The sequence below is a fragment of the Streptomyces sp. NPDC127106 genome, assembly GCF_042677605.1.
In the GTDB taxonomy this organism is placed as follows: domain Bacteria; phylum Actinomycetota; class Actinomycetes; order Streptomycetales; family Streptomycetaceae; genus Streptomyces.
Map to the genome: position 1 here is coordinate 1 of NZ_JBHXTC010000037.1, position 15,488 is coordinate 15,488.

Genomic DNA, 15,488 nt, shown 5'->3' on the forward strand with positions numbered 1-15,488 from the left:
TCCCCCCCCCACCCCCTATATAAACAGTTGTTTGGGGGGCGGCGGGGTATTTTTTTTAAAACACCCCCCCCCCCCCCCCGGGCCGGGTCACCCCCCTTCCCCGTACAAACCGGCGCTCAGCCCTTGCTGACCGCCTGCAGGATCTCCGGCAGCTTCCGGGCCACGACCGGAGCCGCCAGCCGGACACCCGCCCAGGCCGCCACCGCGCCCCAGACCACGCCCAGCGGGAGCAGGATCCAGGACAGCGACTGCATCCCGTCGTCCACCTTGAACCAGATCGCCAGCGCGATCATCGGCGAGCAGATCACCGCCGACGACAGCAGGCCGCCGGCGATGCCCGTCCACGCCAGACCAGCCTGGCCCGGGGCGACGTTCTTGAAGGCGCCGTCCGTCGGGATGGAGTACGGGTAGTGGGCCGAGGCCAGCGCTCCCGTGCCCAGCATCGCCCCCAGCAGGGACAGCGCCATGCCCAGGCCGGCCGGGAGGCCCTGCCAGTTGTCCACCAGCGCGGCGGTGAGCACCGTGACCAGGACCGTGTACGGCACGGTGACCAGGGCCAGGGCGTAGGCGCGGCCGCGCAGCTCCACGAGCGCGTCCCGGGTGCCCCCGATGGTCTGCGCGACCATCCAGAACGCCGAGGTGTCCTGCCCGAACTGGTTGTACATCTGCGCGCCGAGCATGCCCGCGCCGAAGCAGGCCAGGTAGACCGAGCCCGTGCCCTGCAGCGCGTTGAACACCGGGATGATCAGGCCGACCGCCAGGGCCGACACCCACGACATCTTGGTCTTCGGCTCCCGCACCGCATAGCGCAGGGTGCGCTGGACGGTCGCGCTCGTACGTCCCTCCGGCAGCCACGACCAGATGCCGCCGCCAGCCGACTGCCGCTTCTCCTTCGAGCTCGCCGCGGCGAGCGTCGAGCCGTCCGGGGTGACCATCAGCTGGGTCAGGCTGCGCTCCCACAGCCACATCAGCAGCGCCACGGCGAGGACGGTCAGCGCCAGCTGGGCGGTGGCCGTCCCGTACGCGCCCTGGCTCGCCGAGTCCACCATGCCGATGGCCGTGGCGGGCGGCAGCCACTGCACGACTGCCGCGGCCGGCTCCAGCTGGGCCAGGCCCCCGGCCTCCATCAGGCGCTGGCTCGCGAAGTTGGCGAGCTGCGCGCCCACCGCGATCACCAGGCCGCTGAGCACCGCGATGTCGCGGCCCTTGCGGCTGCTCAGCAGCCGGACGTTGGCCGTGGCGACGGTGCGGGCCAGCGCGACGCAGCCGAGCACCAGCAGCGGTACGGCCACCACACCGGCCACGATGCCCGCCCACCCCCGTGCGACGGCCACCACCGAGCCGACCGCCACGCACAGCGTGAACAGCGGCCCGATGCCGATGAGGGAGGAGGCCAGCAGGGCCCGCACCAGCGGGCGCGGCCGCAGCGGCAGCATGACCAGCCGGCTCGGGTCGAGCGTCTCGTCCCCGGTGGGGAAGAACAGCGGCATGAACGACCAGCCGAGCGCCAGGATCGCGGCGAGCAGGACGACGGCGGTGCCGGCCCGCGCGTGCCCGTGCAGCATGGCCAGGCCCAGCGTCACGAGGACGGCCACCGCCAGCGAGAACACCAGCGAGGTGACGTAGGCGGCCTTGCGCTTCGACGACCCCTTCAGGCCGTTGCGTATCAGGGAGAGCTTCAGTCGGACGAACACGGCGGTCGGGTCCACCGCGGTGGCGGCCCGGCCGGCCGCCGCCGTCGTCGTGGGAGCGGGCGCCGGCCCCGGTGCGGGCGCGGAAGCGGAGGGGGAGGCGGTGGTGCTCATCGGGCGGCCTGCCCGCCCAGCCAGTCCAGCGAGTCGCCCGCGGTGCGCCCGCCGGCGCCGACCAGCTCCAGGAACGCGGCCTGCAGCGAGGGCGCTTCGCCCCGTACCTCGGCCAGCGGACCCGCGGCGCGGATCCGGCCGCCGGCCATGACGGCGACCCAGTCGCACAGCGACTCGACCAGCTCCATCACGTGGGAGGAGAAGACGACCGTGGCGCCCGAGGAGGTGTACCGCTCCAGCACCCCGCGGATGGTCTGCGCCGACACCGGGTCCACGCCCTCGAACGGCTCGTCCAGGAACAGCACTTCCGGGTTGTGCAGCAGGGCCGCGGCCAGCCCGATCTTCTTGCGCATGCCCGTCGAGTAGTCGACGACCAGCTTGTGCTGCGAGGCCGCGAGGTCGAGGACGTCCAGCAGCTGTGTGGCCCGCTTGTCGGTCTCCTCGCCGGGCAGGCCGCGCAGCCGGCCCATGTAGCCGAGCAGTTCACGGCCCGACAGCCGCTCGAACATCCGCAGGCCCTCGGGCAGCACGCCGATCCGGGACTTCACCTCGACCGGGTCCGTCCACACGTCGTGGCCGGCCACGACGACCCGCCCCATGTCCGGGCGCAGCAGCCCGGTCACCATCGACAACGTCGTCGTCTTGCCCGCACCGTTCGGGCCGACCAGGCCGATGAACTTCCCCGCCGGCAGCTCCAGATCGATGCCCGCGACCGCCACCTGGTCGCCGAAGCGCTTCCAGAGGCCTTCCACCCGTACCGCTGCCCGCCCGTCGGACGGCGCCGGTCGCGCGCCACCCGTCCCGGAGGTTCCGCCCGTCGCATCACCCTGGTTCGGCATGCGTCTGCCTCTCGTTCTCGTCCCCGTGGTCCTACGCCTTCACCATAGGGCGGCCCCAAGAGGCAGGGCAGTTACGTATGTCATGACTTTCGGCCGCGAAACGCACCTGGTCCGGGGGCGCGCTTCTTCGCGTGTGAGGGGCTGTCAGGGCGTGCGGCGTGCGGTCCGTTCCGCCGCGGCCTCGCGTCCACACGCGTACGCCAGGGCGTCGATCAGCTCCTCGGCATCCGGCAGCCACCGGTTCGCGGGCGTGGGGCGGCGTGCCCACTGGACCGAGCCCCGGCCGCCGAAGCGGGTCGGCGGGGCGGCGACGTACTCGCCCTCACCGCGCACCCGCAGGTCGATCGCGGTCGGTGACCAGCCGTACCGGCGGACCATATCCGGCACCTTCACCGAGGCGCCCGGCAACACGAAGAACAGCATCCGGTGGTCGGGCGTCAGCGTGACCGGTCCGAGGGTGCGCTCCATGCGCTCCAGCCGGGCGAGCGCCAGGAATCCGGCGGAGTCCGGGACGTCCAGTGCGTCGAAGGTGCGGCCCGTCGGCAGCAGGATCGACGCTTCGGGGCGCTTCCCCCACACCTGCCGGACCCGGACGGCGCTGCCCGTGGCGAGCGTCGCCCACTCCTTCACCGCGGGGTGCGCACCCGGCGCCGGGCAGTCCGCCGCCTCGCAGGAGCACAGCTCCCGCCCGTCCGCGTGCTCCAGCCAGGTGCCGGCGAAGACGTCCCAGTGCCGTTCTTCCGTGTACCGCACGGCATGGTCCAGCAGCAGCTCGGAGCGCTGCTTGGGGATGGGTGCGGTCTCCGTGACTCCGATGGTCTCTTCCACGACCATCACAACTGCCGGGGTCAGGTGGGGTTACGGGGGTAAACCGGCCGGTGGGGGCTGCATCGATCCTGCATACGGGGCGCACTGGAGCACGAGTGGGGGCGCGCGGGAGGCCGGGGCGCTGGAGGTGGGTAGCGACACGACGCAGAGCGGATGATTCTCCGCACATCAGGCGGGAAGTGATCATTCCAACGATCACCCGCGGCCTCTGGGGGTTTTCATGGCAGCCAGGCCTCTCGTCGCCCGCCAGCCGAACGAACGGCTGCAGGCACTCATTCAGGAAGCCGGGTGCTCGAACGCCGGGCTCGCCCGGCGCGTCAACATGTGCGGGGCCGAGCACGGTCTCGACCTCCGCTACGACAAGACGTCCGTGGCCCGCTGGCTGCGCGGCCAACAGCCGCGCGGCAGGGCTCCCGGAATCATTGCCGAGGCCCTCGGCCGCAAACTCGGCCGGACCGTCACCATCGACGAGATCGGCATGGCCAACGGCAAGAACCTCGCCTCCGGGATCGGCCTGCAGTTCTCCCCGACCGTCGGCGGCGCCATCGAGCAGGTCAGCGAGCTGTGGCGGAGCGACGTCGGGCGCCGGGACTTCCTGTCCGGGTCGAGCGTGGCCGCGTCCGCGCTGGTCGAGCCGAGCCGGGACTGGTTGATCACCGGCGCCGACCCGCAGGTGGCCCGCAACGGGGGCTCGCGCGTGGGCATGCCGGACGTGGAGGCGGTGCGGGCGACCACCGAGGCCCTCAAGGAGCTCGACCACCGCTTCGGCAGCGGGCACGTCCGGCCGGTCGTCGTGCACTACCTCAACTCCGTGGTGTCCGGGCTGATCGGGGGCTCGTACCGGGAGCCGGTGGGGCGCGCCCTGTTCGCTGCGGTGGCCAGGCTGACGGAGCTGGCCGGATACATGGCGGTGGACACCGGGCAGCCGGGGCTGGCGCAGCGCTACTACATCCAGGCGCTGCGGCTGGCGCAGGCGGCCGGGGACCGGGCGTACGGCGGGTACGTGCTGGCGGCGTCCATGAGTCACCTCGCCGCGGAGCTCGGCAATCCGCGGGAGATCGCCCAGCTCGCGCGGGCCGCCCAGGAGGGGACGCGCGGGCAGGCGACCCCGCGGGTGGAGGCCATGTTCTACGCGGCCGAGGCGCGCGGGCACGCGCTGCTGGGCGATGCCCGGGCGGCGGCGGTGCTGTCCTCGCGGGCGGTGACGGCGCTGGAGCGGGCGGAGCCGGAATCCGGGGACGATCCGGTGTGGATCCGGCATTTCGACCAGGCGTACCTGGCGGATGAGCTTTCTCACTGCCACCGGGACCTGGGGCAGGCGGAGCAGGCTGCCCGGCAGGCGCAGCAGGCGCTGGCAGCCCTGCCGGCCGGGAAGCAGCGGCGCCGGGCGATCGGGCTGCTGCTGCTGGCGGCGGCACAGGTGCAGCAGCGGGAGGTGGAACAGGCCTGCCAGACCGCGGCGCAGGCGGCGGAACTGCTGTCGGGGCTCCGTTCGGGCCGCGGCGCGGAGTACCTGGACGACTTCCGGGCGAGGCTCCAGCCGTACCGGGAGGAGGCGGCGGTGCGGGAGTTCGCGGCGCGGTGGGAGGCCGTTGCCTAGCAGGACTCGTGTCCGGGTGTGACGCGAATCATCCCGGAAGGTGGGCCTGACGGGGAGGGCGGGGTCCGGGTAGCGTGAGGCGGCGTTCCGTAGGTGCGCAGTGTTCGGAGTAGTCGGCGAAGGAGTCCCGGTGACGGAGAACGGACAGGGGAGCGCCCCGCAGGCGGATCCGCAGCCCGGTGCGCCGTGGGGCCCCGATCCGGGGTACGCCCAGTCGCCGCACGCCCCCGGCCAGATGCCGCTGGCGCCCGTGCACGCGGAGCCCGTGCACGCGGAGCCCGGGCACGTGCTCGGGCCCGGCTGGGAGGGCCCCGGCCAGCCGCACGGCTACGGCTACCCGCCGCTGCCGGAGGCCGCGACCCAGTACATCCCGCCGGTCCCGGCGGGCCCGGTGCCCGGCGCGCCCGGGATGCCGTACGCCGCGCCGGTCCCGGGCGCCCCGGCGCCGCAGGCGCCCGCCGGCTACGACGAGGCGGCGACGCAGTACATTCCGCCCGTCCCGGCGGGTCCGGCGGCCCCCGGGCACCACGAGGCGGCGACGCAGTACATCCCGCCCGTCCCGGCCGGCCCGGCGGCTGCCCCGCACGACGAGGCCGCGACCCAGTACATCCCGCCGGTCACCGACGGCTTCGACGGGCTGTTCCGCGACGGCGACGGGCTCGCCGGCAGCGACGGGCACACCCAGCAGCTGCCGCCGGTGCAGGAGCCGGTGCTGCGGCAGCCGCGCCCGTATCCGCCGCGCGGCCAGCACCCGCAGCAGCAGTTCCAGCAGCCGGGCGTGCACCCGCAGCAGCAGTACGTCCCGCCACCTCCGCCCGAGCCTGCGCGGCGCGTGCCGCCAGCGGTCATCGCGGCCGTGGTGATCGGCCTGGCCGTGGTCGGGCTCGGGGTCGGCGCCCTCCTCAGCGACGGCAAGAAGCAGAACAACGACCCGGCCGCGGCGGCGGCCGCACCCACCCCGTCGGCGGGCAGCTCGGCCGCGGCGGCCGTCGAGGCGCCGGTGGACCCGGCGAAGGCCCAGGCCATCCAGCTGGACAAGCTCCTCGCGGACAGCAACGACAGCCGGTCCACCGTGATCAAGGCCGTCGACGACATCAAGAGCTGCCGCAACCTCGGCACCGCGGCGAGCGACCTGCGGGACGCGGCGCGGCAGCGCGAGGAGCTGGTCACCCGGCTCCAGGACGTCAAGATGGACCAGCTCCCGAACAACGCGAGGCTGTCCGCGTCGCTCAACAAGGCCTGGAAGGCTTCGGCGGACGCCGACAACAGTTACGCGGCCTGGGCGGACGACCTCGCCGGGGAGAAGAAGGGCTGCAAGGACGGTCGGGCCCGGAGCACGGACGACGCCAACGACGGCAACAAGTCGAGCGCGGAGGCGACGCGGGCGAAGGAGTCGGCCGCGGCCATGTGGAACACGATCGCGGCCAAGTACAACCTCACGAAGCGGGACAAGTCACAGCTCTAGCGCCCCGCAGCCAGCGCCCCGCGCCCCGCAGCCGGCCCCGCGCGCCCCGGTCACGCGGCCCGCGGGGCCTGCTCCAGGGTCTGCGTCATGTCCATCGGCTGCTCGCCCGGCTGGGCGACGAGCCGGCCGGACTGGACGACCTGGAAGGTGACGCGCCCGTTGACGATGCGCGGGAAGCCGGCGAGCGCGCGCATGTTCTCGTACCGCCAGTTCAGGTCGGGGGTGAGGCCGCCGGTCCGGACCGGCTCCGTCTGGTTCAGGGCGCGCGTCACCTTGTGCGGGGTGACGGACTCGCCGGACTTCAGGCGCTTGAGGGCCTCGCCGAGCACGGTGTACGCGATCCAGGTGGTCTGCGTCCCGCTGTCGTCCGGGTCCACGGCGTCGTTGCCGAAGGCGTGCTCGGAGATCACCTTCCGCATCGGCTGCCACAGCGGGTCGCTCGACACCGGGTACCAGCTGGTGACGAGCGCGCCCTCGAACGGGCTCTCCCGGCCGCCGGTGCGGTCGATGAGGGCCTGGCTCACGCTGCCCAGCACGGAGGCGATCTGCGGGTTCTTCTTCTTCTCGTCGGCCCGGCGGAAGGCGTCGAAGAACGTTTCGGTGCGCTGGCCGAGCACGGCCGTCACACAGCCGCGCTCCTTGCCGCCGGAGGAGTTGGCCAGGGCCTCGCGCGCCTGCGGCATGAGGTCGGCGGAGTCCTCGGCGGCGCGGATGTCGGAGGCGTCGCCCGCCTTGCCGGCGCCGTCGGACTTCAGGCCGGCGTTGAGCAGGATCGGCATGGAGTCGCCGGCGAGGGTGTCGGGCCGGACCAGCGCCACCTGGCTGCAGGCGCGCCCCAGCTGGCGGCCGGCGCCGGCGAGGAGCACGGGCTGGCCGCCGTTGACGGGGAAGGAGAGGTTGCTCTGGAACTCCTCGGCGGAGACCCCGTACCCGCCGATGAAGGGGATGCCCTCGACCTCCAGCGGGGCCATGAAGGCGCGGCCGTGCTGGCTGTAGGAGCCGACGACGGCGACGGCCTTCTCGACGATGGCCTTGCGGGCGCAGTCGGCGGCGCCCGACGGGGTGTTCTTCTCGTTGCACGTGATGACGCGCAGTTTGCGGCCGTTGATTCCGCCCGCCGCATTGACCCAGCTCTCGTACGCCTTGGCCATACCGGTCATTCCCGGCATATTGGTTGCCTTGGTGTCCTGCGGGGCGAAGGTCATGACCGTGATGGTGCCCGTGGGGCCGCCCGAGCCTCCGGGGAGCACGCCGCAGCCGACGAGGAGGCTTGCGCCCATCGCGGCGGCAATGGCGGTTCGGAAGCGGTGAGTTGTGCGTCTCCGGTCGGTCATGTCCCAGCACCCTTCCGCCCCACGGGTAACTGGGCAGTGAGACGGGCATAACAGCCGGTGACATCCGGGTGAATGACAGGGGTGTGCTCCTGCACAGGTGCTTCAAGATCGCGTCAGGCCGGAACGTACGATCGAAAGCGTGACATTCGCCCAAGGTTCGAAGAACTCTTCCCGACGCGGCGGCCGCTCCTCCACCATGGGCGGCATGCCCCTGAACGACATGCCGTGGTGGCGCTGGCGCTGCACCGTGCGCTCGGCGCTGCACATGCTTTCCGATCCGGCCTTCCAGGAAGAGGTCTGGCTCGCGGGCGTCGAGGGATACGGGGACGTCACCGACGCCGTGTACCGGCTCGTCGAGGACACCTGGCTCGACAGCTGGTCGGCCGAGAAGTACGTCGGCACGATCTTCCGCGACGTGCAGGAAGCCACCCTCGTCGACGTCGCCGTGCTCCGCGTGCTCCGCATCCTCCACCAGGTCGGCCCCGACGCCCCCGTCTCCGCCTACCTGGAGCACCACGCCTGGCCCGAGGCCGTGCGCGCCGCCCGTGAGGCGCACGTACGGCTGGCGCAGGCGGACGGCGAGGACCCGGACGCGGCACCCCGTTCCCTGGAACTGCTGAGGATCCTCACCCGCCCGGTGTGAAAGGCTGTGGTGCCATGAGCGACGACCCGCAGCCCCAGGCACCCCAGCAGTACGTACTGACCCTGTCCTGCCCCGACAAGCAGGGCATCGTGCACGCCGTGTCCAGTTACCTCTTCATGACCGGTTGCAACATCGAGGACAGCCGGCAGTTCGGCGACCGCGACACCGGCCTCTTCTTCATGCGGGTGCACTTCTCGGCCGAGCCGCCCGTCTCCGTGGAGAAGCTGCGGGCCAGCTTCGCCGCCATCGGCGACTCGTTCCGCATGGACTGGGAGATCCACCGCTCCGACGAGCGCATGCGGGTCGTGCTGATGGTCTCGAAGTTCGGGCACTGCTTGAACGACCTGCTGTTCCGCACCCGGATCGGCGCCCTGCCGGTGGAGATCGCCGCCGTCGTCTCGAACCACACCGACTTCGAAGAGCTGGTCCGCTCGTACGACATCCCCTTCCACCACATCCCGGTGACGAAGGACACGAAGGCGGATGCGGAGGCGCAGCTGCTGGAGCTGGTCCGCGACGAGAACGTGGAGCTCGTCGTCCTGGCGCGCTACATGCAGGTGTTGTCGGACACCCTGTGCAAGGAGCTCAGCGGCCGCATCATCAACATCCACCACTCCTTCCTGCCGAGCTTCAAGGGCGCCAAGCCGTACCACCAGGCGCACGCCCGGGGCGTGAAGCTGATCGGCGCCACCGCGCACTACGTGACGGCCGACCTCGACGAGGGGCCGATCATCGAGCAGGAGGTCGAGCGGGTCGGCCACGAGGTCACGCCGGACCAGCTGGTCGCGATCGGCCGGGACGTCGAGTGCCAGGCGCTGGCGCGGGCCGTGAAGTGGCACAGCGAGCACCGCGTGCTCCTCAACGGCACCCGCACGGTCGTCTTCGCCTGACGCCTCCGAAGGACCGCCGGCCGGGCTGCGCGGGCCCCGCGGCCAGAGGCGGCTGCTAGAGGTGGCTGAGGGAGGCGGCTGCGAAGAGCACGTCGCGGATCGCCTCCCGGTCACCGTGCTGCCCGACGGCCGCCTCCTCCGGCGAGATGTGCCCGGCGGCCAGCTGGCAGAACTCGGCCCCATCCAGTGCGATGCGCGCCACCGTGTGCTCCGCGGACGGCTTCGCCGCCGGCGAGTCCAGGGCGATGTCCCAGCTCCCGCCGCCCGAGCCCTCGATCTCCAGGTGCAGGGTCCGGCCGGGCGCCCCGGCCGCGACCAGCCCCCGCGCCGGGGCCGCCAACCCGGCCCGGCGGCGGTGGGCCAGCGCGCTCGGCAGGAGCCGGGCCGCCAGGTCGATCATCCGGTGCAGGTCCGGCCCCGACGGCGGGTCGTACGGGTAGTCCACCGCCTCCGCGATGTCCCAGGCGTGCACCCAGCACTCGAAGGCCCGCTCCAGGAAGGCGTCCCCGAGCGGCAGTGCGAAGTGCCCGTAGTCCACGGACAGCTCCGCGACGCCGCGGCCCGCGAACGACACCGTCCGCACCAGTGTGTGGCCCTGCTCCCGCCACGGCTCGCGCACCTGCCGGGTGATGGGCTGCACGGCGGAGCCCCAGTAGCGCTCGGTACGGGCCGCCGGGCCCCGCTCCTGCGCTGCCCCCGGACCCAGCGGGTCGTCCAGGCCCAGTGCGGTCGCGATCATCCCGTCCACCGTGAGCAAGTGGCCGATCACCCCGGCGACCGTCGTGCGGCGGGTCTGCCGGCGCTCCTCCTCGAACCACTTGAGCCGGACCGGGGTCTCCCACTCGGAGTCGCCGAAGTCCCGCAGCAGCGCGTCCAGCCGTGCGGTCTCCGTGTCGTACGGGCGCGCCCACGCCGGGACCGGGATCCGGGCGGGCCGTTTGCCCAGGCAGTCCTCCAGCACCCGCGACCGCAGCAGCGGCTTGAGGTCCAGGCTGTCCTCCGGGTGCAGCAGCCCCACTGCGTCGCGTAGCCGCAGCGCCTCCTCCGCGCACGGCGCGCACTCGGTGAGGTGGTCCTCCACCGCCTGGATCTCCTCGGTGGAGCAGGCGGCCAGCGCCCACGCGCCGAGCAGCGACTTGAGCACGGCGTGCGAGCGGGGCTCGGGGGACCGCCCGGGCCGTGCGGGCTGTGCGGGAGGCGCCGGTTCCGGGAGCGGTCGGGGCAGTGGCCGGGGCGCGCGCTGCGGGTCGAGGTCGTCGGCGGGCCCGCGCGGACCCGGTATCCGGGGCGGCCCGCCGATCTGCCGCTCCTCGTGATCGTCGGGTCCGTCGTGCTCGTCGCGTCCGTCGCGTCCGTCGTCGGGACCGTTCATCGGGGCGTTCCATATCCGGGCGGGGCGGCGTCCCCCGGCGGGAGGACGTTGGCGGTCGACAGCAGCTGCAGTCCCAGGCGCAGCCGGCGCCGGGCCTCGTCCTCGCTGATCTGCAGGTCGGCGGCGGCCTGCCGGTAGTCGCGCCGTTTGAAGTACGCGAGTTCCAGGGCGGCGCGCAGCGGCGCGGGCATCGAGGTGACGATGTAGTCGGCGCGGGCGGCGGCGCTGGCGCTGCGCACCTTCTGCTCCAGTTCCTCGCGGGAGCCGCGCCCCCGTTCGGTCTGGCGCAGCCGGGCGACGGCCTGGCCCTGGGCGATCCGGGCCACCCAGGAGCGCATGGAGCCCTGCTTGGGATCGTAGGCGTCCGGGTTCTCCCAGATGTAGCCGAACACTTCGCGGGTGATCCGGTCGGCGGCGGTCTCGTCGCCGAGGACCCGGTGGGCCAGGCTGTGCACGAGCGAGGCGAAGCGGTCGTACAACTCGCCGAGCGCGGCGGCTTCGCCGCGGGCGAGCCGCTGCTGCATGCGGCGGTCCCAGCGCGGTGGTACGTCCTTCGGCATCGTGCCCCCAGCCGTGTGTCGACGCATCGAATGTAATGGGCACGTGCCAGTGCGCGCCTGTTTTGCGGCAACCTCGCCCTGGAAGAGTGGCAGGCCGGGAACGGGCTGTGACGGAATGTGAACGCAGGGGCGCGGCGCGGCACATGAGCCCGGCACATGGGCACGGATGTGCGCGCCCCACCGCGCTTCCCGTGCGCGGGTTCGATGCGGCAGCCTCCTTGACACCTTCGCTTAACGCGCGGGCCGTGAAGGGCTTACGCTCCCGCTTGTCTTGAACTGCACCCCACCGCACATGTGAAGGCGGAACCCCCGATATGGACAGCGCAGAATACGAGCGCAAGATCGCCTCCCGATTCGCCACGTTCGATCAGGACGGCAACGGATATATCGACCGCCAGGACTTCAGCGCGGCCGCCAAGGCGGTGCTGGCCGAATTCGGCACGGCCCCGCGGTCGGAGAAGGGCCAGGCCGTGTTCGCGGGCGCGGAGGCGTTCTGGCAGGGGATGGCCGGTATCGCGGACGTCGACGGCGACCAGCGGGTGACCCGGCAGGAGTTCATCACCGGGGCGGCGAAGCGGCTGCGGGACAACCCGCAGCGGTTCGCGGAGATCGCGCGGCCGTTCCTGCGCGCGGTGATCGCGGTGGTCGACGGTGACGGCGGGGGCGTGACCCCCGCAGAGGCGGCCCGCGTCCTGCGCGTCCTGGGCACCCCGGCGGAGGTGGCCGGGCCGGTGGCGGCGGCCCTGGACGCGGACGGTGAAGGCCGGCTCTCGGAGGACGGCCTCCTGGCCGCCTTCGCGTCGTACTGCGGCGTGGAGGCCCCGGACGCCTGACCCGGGGCACCTGACCCGGGCCGCCCGACCCGGGCTGCCCGACCCGGGCCGTCCGCGGGCTGCCCGACCCGGTGGCCCGACCCCGGGCGTCCGGTCCGCGGGCGGTCCGGGGGCGAGGCCCCGCCCGCGGCCCGGTCCGGGGGTGAGGCCCCCGCGTCGGGAGGCGAGGCCCCGCCCGCGGCGCGGGGCCGTGGGGTTACGGGACCCGCGTGCCCGCGCGGGCCAGATCCTGGTCGCGCTCCGGGTCCGCGCCCGTCCGCGCCTCGTCGCCGCGGTCCGCCTGCCGCGGCAGGACGGGGCGGGACAGGCCGATGTCCTTCAGGCGCATGGCGGGGCGTTCGACGAGGTGCCAGGACAGCACCGCCGCGACCAGGGTGCCGGCCACGCAGAGCGCGAGGTAGGCGGCGAAGCCCCAGCGCGCGCCGCCGAGTGCGACCACGGCCTGTTCCACGACGAAGCCGTAGATGTAGATGCCGTACGAGTAGTCGTGCTTGGCGCCCACCTTCCGGAAGGGCCTGGGCAGCCGGATGGCGAGCCACAGCAGCAGGTAGGCGAGGGCGGGCACGCCCAGGATGTACAGCCAGCCGTAGTGCAGGGCCGCGAGCAGCGTCAGGCCGCTGAGCACGCCCAGCAGGTCGCTGACCGGGATCCGCTCCTTGTAGACCTCGATGAGCGCGCCGATGGCGAAGGCGAAGCCGAGGTAGAAGACCCACGGCACGACGTAGCCGCCGACGACCGCCGCGGTCATGCCCTCGCGCGCCGGGTGCTCCATGATGTTCAGCCGGGGCTCGGTGAGCGCCTCGCCGAGCACGTAGCAGCCGAGGACCGCGGTGACGGCCAGGACGGCGCGCCGTGCGCGGACCACGCCGCCGGCCCGTGCTCCGGCGAGGGCGAGGAGGGCGACGCCGAGGTAGCAGAGGACCTCGTACTCCAGGGACCACAGGGCGCCGTCGAAGGCGCGGTTGTACGCGAGCCCCTTGCTCTCGGCGGTGTCGAGGATCCCCGAGATGCCCCACTGCTGCACCCGGATGGCGAAGTTGGCCCGGACGTAGTCCAACGGGCCGTCGCTGTGCCCCAGGAATCCGGCCAGACCGTGGTGCTGCCGCCAGTACAGGAACGGCGCGACGGCGAAGGCCGTCACCACCAGGCACACCCACAGTCCCGGCAGCAGACGCAGCGCCCGGTGCCACAGGAAGCGGCCGACGGGGAGCCGGTTGCCGCTGCGGGTGACGAGCATGCCGGACAGGATGAAGAAACCGAACACGGACAACTTGCCCATGTCGGTCTGTCCGGCGGAGAAGCTGTAACCGAACTCACGCTGCCCGAAGCCGAGGACGCGCGCGTGGGACAGGACCACGGCGGACGCCAGGAGCAGCCGGAGCAGGCCCAGGCTGTTGTCCCGACCTGAGAAGAGTTCCGCAACGCTTCCGCGGGACCAGCGGAAACGGCTCTGGCGGGGGGTGCGTATGCGCATGACGCCTCTCGAGAACGGACCCGAAGGGCGCTCTGGTGGGTATGAGGAAGACTGATCATTGTGACACGTGGCGCACCGGGGCGGGTGTGCGTGGCTGGAAATCGGCGACCGCCACGGCTGGCCGCCCGGAGTGGCCGGTCCCCGGGCGGGCGCGGACGGCCCCCCGGGCGGGCGCGGACGGCCCCCGGCGGGCTATGCGAAGCGCTCGCGGAGCTTGTACTTGAGGATCTTGCGAAGGGCTTCGTTGCGGGGGAGTGCGTCGAGCAGCTCCAGCTGCTCGGGGAGCTTGTGGGGGGCCAGGCCCTGGGCGCGGAGGTGGTCCGTCATCCGCCGCAGGGTCAGGGGGGCGGCGCCCGGAGGCTGCTCCACGACGGCGCAGACGCGTTCGCCGCGCTCCGGGTCCGGCAGTCCTATCACGGCGACGTCGCCGACCTCCGGGAGCAGGTGGACGAGGTCCTCGATCTCCTTCGCCGAGATGTTCTCCCCCTTGCGGATGATGACGTCCTTGCTGCGGCCGGTGAGGACCAGGTAGCCGTCGGGGGTCAGCCGCCCGAGGTCGCCGGTGATCAGGTAGCCGTCCGTGTCGAAGGGCGACGCCGTGCCGTCCTGGTTCAGGTAGCCCCGGCAGACGGCCTCGCCGCGCAGCCGGACCTCGCCCTCCGTGCCGGCGGGCAGCGGGGTGCCGTCGGGAGCGGTGATGCGGATCGACATGCGGGCGGGCGGGCGGCCCTCGGTGGTGGCGAGGTGCTCCGCCGTGTCGTCCGGCGAGCCCATGGTGATCATCGGGACCTCGGTCATGCCGTAGCCGTGGGTGAGCTGGCAGCCCAGCTCGCGGACCACGGCGTGGTACAGCTCCGGCGGCTTCGGGGCGCCGCCGCCCGCGAGCAGGCGGAGGGCGGGGAGGAGCGGCTCGGACGGGTTCTTGCGCTGCTCGGCGAGGAACATCGAGTAGAAGGCCGTCGAGCCGCCCGCGACCGTGACGCCGTGGCGCCGGTAGCCGTCCAGCGCGTCCGGCATCGCGAACTTCTCGAAGAGCACCGCCGGGAACCCGTACAGGAGCAGCATCACGGTGTAGTCGGGGCCGGCGATGTGCGCGAAGGGGAACGCCATCGACCCGACGTCCCGCGGGCCGAGGTGCAGGGCGTGGGCGAGGCAGGAGCCGCCCGCGATCAGCGAGCGGTCGGTGTGCAGGACGCCCTTGGGGTCCGAGGTGGTGCCGGAGGTCCAGTAGATCCAGCGGACGGAGGTCCCGTCGGCGGGCGGCGCCGGCAGGACGGCCGGGTCCCCGTCCGGGAGGTCGGCGGCCCCGTAGACGCGGAACACGCCGCGCGCCCCGAGCCGCCCGGCCATCGCCGTGTGGTCGAAGCCGCGCCAGACGCCGGGGACGGCGAAGAACTCGGCCTTGGCCTCGCGCAGCGCGAAGCCCACCTCGCGGTCCCGGTAGAAGGGGATCACGGGTGACTGCACGGCCCCGATGCGGGCCAGGGCGAGCGAGAGCAGGACCGTCTCGATCCGGGTGGGCAGCTGCCAGGCGACGACCGTGCCCGGGCGCACCCCCATCCCGTACAGGCCCGCCGCGACCCGTTCGGCGCGGTCGCGCAGCCCGCCGAAGGTGATCGTGCGGTCGTCGGCTGGGGCCGGGGCGGCCTGGATGAGGACGGGTGCGTCGGGGGTGAGCTCCGCCCGGCGGGCGACGAGCGCCCAGAGGGTGGGGGAGTCGTCCAGTTCCCGCGCGGTGTCGGTCGGCGTCCGCGTCGTTCCCGGCATGGCAGCCCTCCGTTCGACCGGTTGCTGACGTTCCGTCAGATGATGGGCAGAGCGTAGGCCCGTGGCGCTTGTCGGTCC

Annotated in this window: 13 protein-coding genes; 5 read left to right on the forward strand and 8 right to left on the reverse strand. The window is 73.0% G+C overall.

What is annotated here, in order from left to right; all coding sequences use genetic code 11:
* Nucleotides 1–116 precede the first annotated feature (116 nt).
* The 3 genes from ACFVGY_RS26125 to ACFVGY_RS26135 all read right to left on the reverse strand — a co-directional run bounded on the left by ACFVGY_RS26125 (nt 117) and on the right by ACFVGY_RS26135 (nt 3,472).
* On the reverse strand, nt 117–1,805 hold the full coding sequence (locus tag ACFVGY_RS26125; RefSeq protein WP_385681316.1) for a transporter: 1,689 nt from the start codon (nt 1,803–1,805) through the stop codon (nt 117–119).
* Entirely contained in the window at nt 1,802–2,644 is an 843-nt protein-coding gene (locus tag ACFVGY_RS26130) for an ABC transporter ATP-binding protein (RefSeq protein ID WP_385681318.1), read from the reverse strand. Before ACFVGY_RS26130 ends, ACFVGY_RS26125 begins: the two co-directional genes overlap by 4 nt.
* A gap of 144 nt (nt 2,645–2,788) precedes the next feature.
* Nucleotides 2,789–3,472 (reverse strand): bifunctional DNA primase/polymerase, encoded by a 684-nt coding sequence (locus tag ACFVGY_RS26135; RefSeq protein WP_385681320.1) that lies wholly within the window; start codon nt 3,470–3,472, stop codon nt 2,789–2,791.
* A 220-nt stretch (nt 3,473–3,692) separates the two neighbouring features.
* Here ACFVGY_RS26135 and ACFVGY_RS26140 point away from each other — a divergent pair, with 220 nt between their 5' ends.
* Nucleotides 3,693–5,072 (forward strand): transcriptional regulator, encoded by a 1,380-nt coding sequence (locus ACFVGY_RS26140; protein WP_385681322.1) that lies wholly within the window; start codon nt 3,693–3,695, stop codon nt 5,070–5,072.
* 130 nt (nt 5,073–5,202) lie between these two features.
* On the forward strand, nt 5,203–6,537 hold the full coding sequence (locus ACFVGY_RS26145) for a hypothetical protein (RefSeq protein ID WP_385681324.1): 1,335 nt from the start codon (nt 5,203–5,205) through the stop codon (nt 6,535–6,537).
* Nucleotides 6,538–6,587: 50 nt separating this feature from the next.
* Here the strand turns inward: ACFVGY_RS26145 and ACFVGY_RS26150 are convergent, their stop codons facing one another.
* On the reverse strand, nt 6,588–7,871 hold the full coding sequence (locus tag ACFVGY_RS26150; protein WP_385681326.1) for an ABC transporter substrate-binding protein: 1,284 nt from the start codon (nt 7,869–7,871) through the stop codon (nt 6,588–6,590).
* A gap of 196 nt (nt 7,872–8,067) precedes the next feature.
* Here ACFVGY_RS26150 and ACFVGY_RS26155 point away from each other — a divergent pair, with 196 nt between their 5' ends.
* Nucleotides 8,068–8,514: a hypothetical protein gene (locus ACFVGY_RS26155; RefSeq protein ID WP_360634721.1), complete on the forward strand. Its 447-nt coding sequence runs from the start codon at nt 8,068–8,070 to the stop codon at nt 8,512–8,514.
* Between the two features lie 14 nt (nt 8,515–8,528).
* Complete coding sequence (gene purU, locus ACFVGY_RS26160) at nt 8,529–9,404, forward strand: formyltetrahydrofolate deformylase (protein ID WP_385681328.1); 876 nt, start codon at nt 8,529–8,531, stop codon at nt 9,402–9,404.
* A 55-nt stretch (nt 9,405–9,459) separates the two neighbouring features.
* Here purU and ACFVGY_RS26165 read toward each other — a convergent pair whose 3' ends face one another.
* Nucleotides 9,460–10,776, reverse strand: coding sequence for a hypothetical protein (locus tag ACFVGY_RS26165; RefSeq protein WP_385681330.1), 1,317 nt, complete (start codon nt 10,774–10,776; stop codon nt 9,460–9,462).
* Nucleotides 10,773–11,336 carry an RNA polymerase sigma factor gene (locus ACFVGY_RS26170; protein ID WP_385681332.1) on the reverse strand — a complete coding sequence of 188 codons (564 nt, stop codon included), beginning with the start codon at nt 11,334–11,336 and terminating at the stop codon, nt 10,773–10,775. The genes ACFVGY_RS26165 and ACFVGY_RS26170 overlap by 4 nt, the downstream gene beginning before the upstream one ends.
* Nucleotides 11,337–11,650: 314 nt before the next feature.
* On the opposite strand from ACFVGY_RS26170, the gene ACFVGY_RS26175 reads away from it, so the two are divergent.
* A complete protein-coding gene (locus tag ACFVGY_RS26175) occupies nt 11,651–12,169 on the forward strand; it encodes an EF-hand domain-containing protein (protein ID WP_385681334.1) in 519 nt (172 codons plus the stop codon).
* Between the two features lie 196 nt (nt 12,170–12,365).
* Here ACFVGY_RS26175 and ACFVGY_RS26180 read toward each other — a convergent pair whose 3' ends face one another.
* Nucleotides 12,366–13,643, reverse strand: coding sequence for an acyltransferase family protein (locus ACFVGY_RS26180; RefSeq protein ID WP_385681336.1), 1,278 nt, complete (start codon nt 13,641–13,643; stop codon nt 12,366–12,368).
* A 192-nt stretch (nt 13,644–13,835) separates the two neighbouring features.
* Nucleotides 13,836–15,410, reverse strand: coding sequence for a class I adenylate-forming enzyme family protein (locus ACFVGY_RS26185; protein ID WP_385681338.1), 1,575 nt, complete (start codon nt 15,408–15,410; stop codon nt 13,836–13,838).
* Nucleotides 15,411–15,488: the final 78 nt, after the last annotated feature.

Bases quoted from the DNA above. Each gene is read 5' to 3' on its own strand.
- ACFVGY_RS26130 (WP_385681318.1), bottom strand. From the start codon at position 2,644: ATGCCGAACCAGGGTGATGCGACGGGCGGAACCTCCGGGACGGGTGGC.
- ACFVGY_RS26165 (WP_385681330.1), bottom strand. From the start codon at position 10,776: ATGAACGGTCCCGACGACGGACGCGACGGACGCGACGAGCACGACGGA.
- ACFVGY_RS26170 (WP_385681332.1), bottom strand. From the start codon at position 11,336: ATGCCGAAGGACGTACCACCGCGCTGGGACCGCCGCATGCAGCAGCGG.
- ACFVGY_RS26125 (WP_385681316.1), bottom strand. From the start codon at position 1,805: ATGAGCACCACCGCCTCCCCCTCCGCTTCCGCGCCCGCACCGGGGCCG.
- ACFVGY_RS26150 (WP_385681326.1), bottom strand. From the start codon at position 7,871: ATGACCGACCGGAGACGCACAACTCACCGCTTCCGAACCGCCATTGCC.
- ACFVGY_RS26185 (WP_385681338.1), bottom strand. From the start codon at position 15,410: ATGCCGGGAACGACGCGGACGCCGACCGACACCGCGCGGGAACTGGAC.
- ACFVGY_RS26140 (WP_385681322.1), top strand. From the start codon at position 3,693: ATGGCAGCCAGGCCTCTCGTCGCCCGCCAGCCGAACGAACGGCTGCAG.
- ACFVGY_RS26155 (WP_360634721.1), top strand. From the start codon at position 8,068: ATGGGCGGCATGCCCCTGAACGACATGCCGTGGTGGCGCTGGCGCTGC.
- ACFVGY_RS26175 (WP_385681334.1), top strand. From the start codon at position 11,651: ATGGACAGCGCAGAATACGAGCGCAAGATCGCCTCCCGATTCGCCACG.
- purU (WP_385681328.1), top strand. From the start codon at position 8,529: ATGAGCGACGACCCGCAGCCCCAGGCACCCCAGCAGTACGTACTGACC.
- ACFVGY_RS26180 (WP_385681336.1), bottom strand. From the start codon at position 13,643: ATGCGCATACGCACCCCCCGCCAGAGCCGTTTCCGCTGGTCCCGCGGA.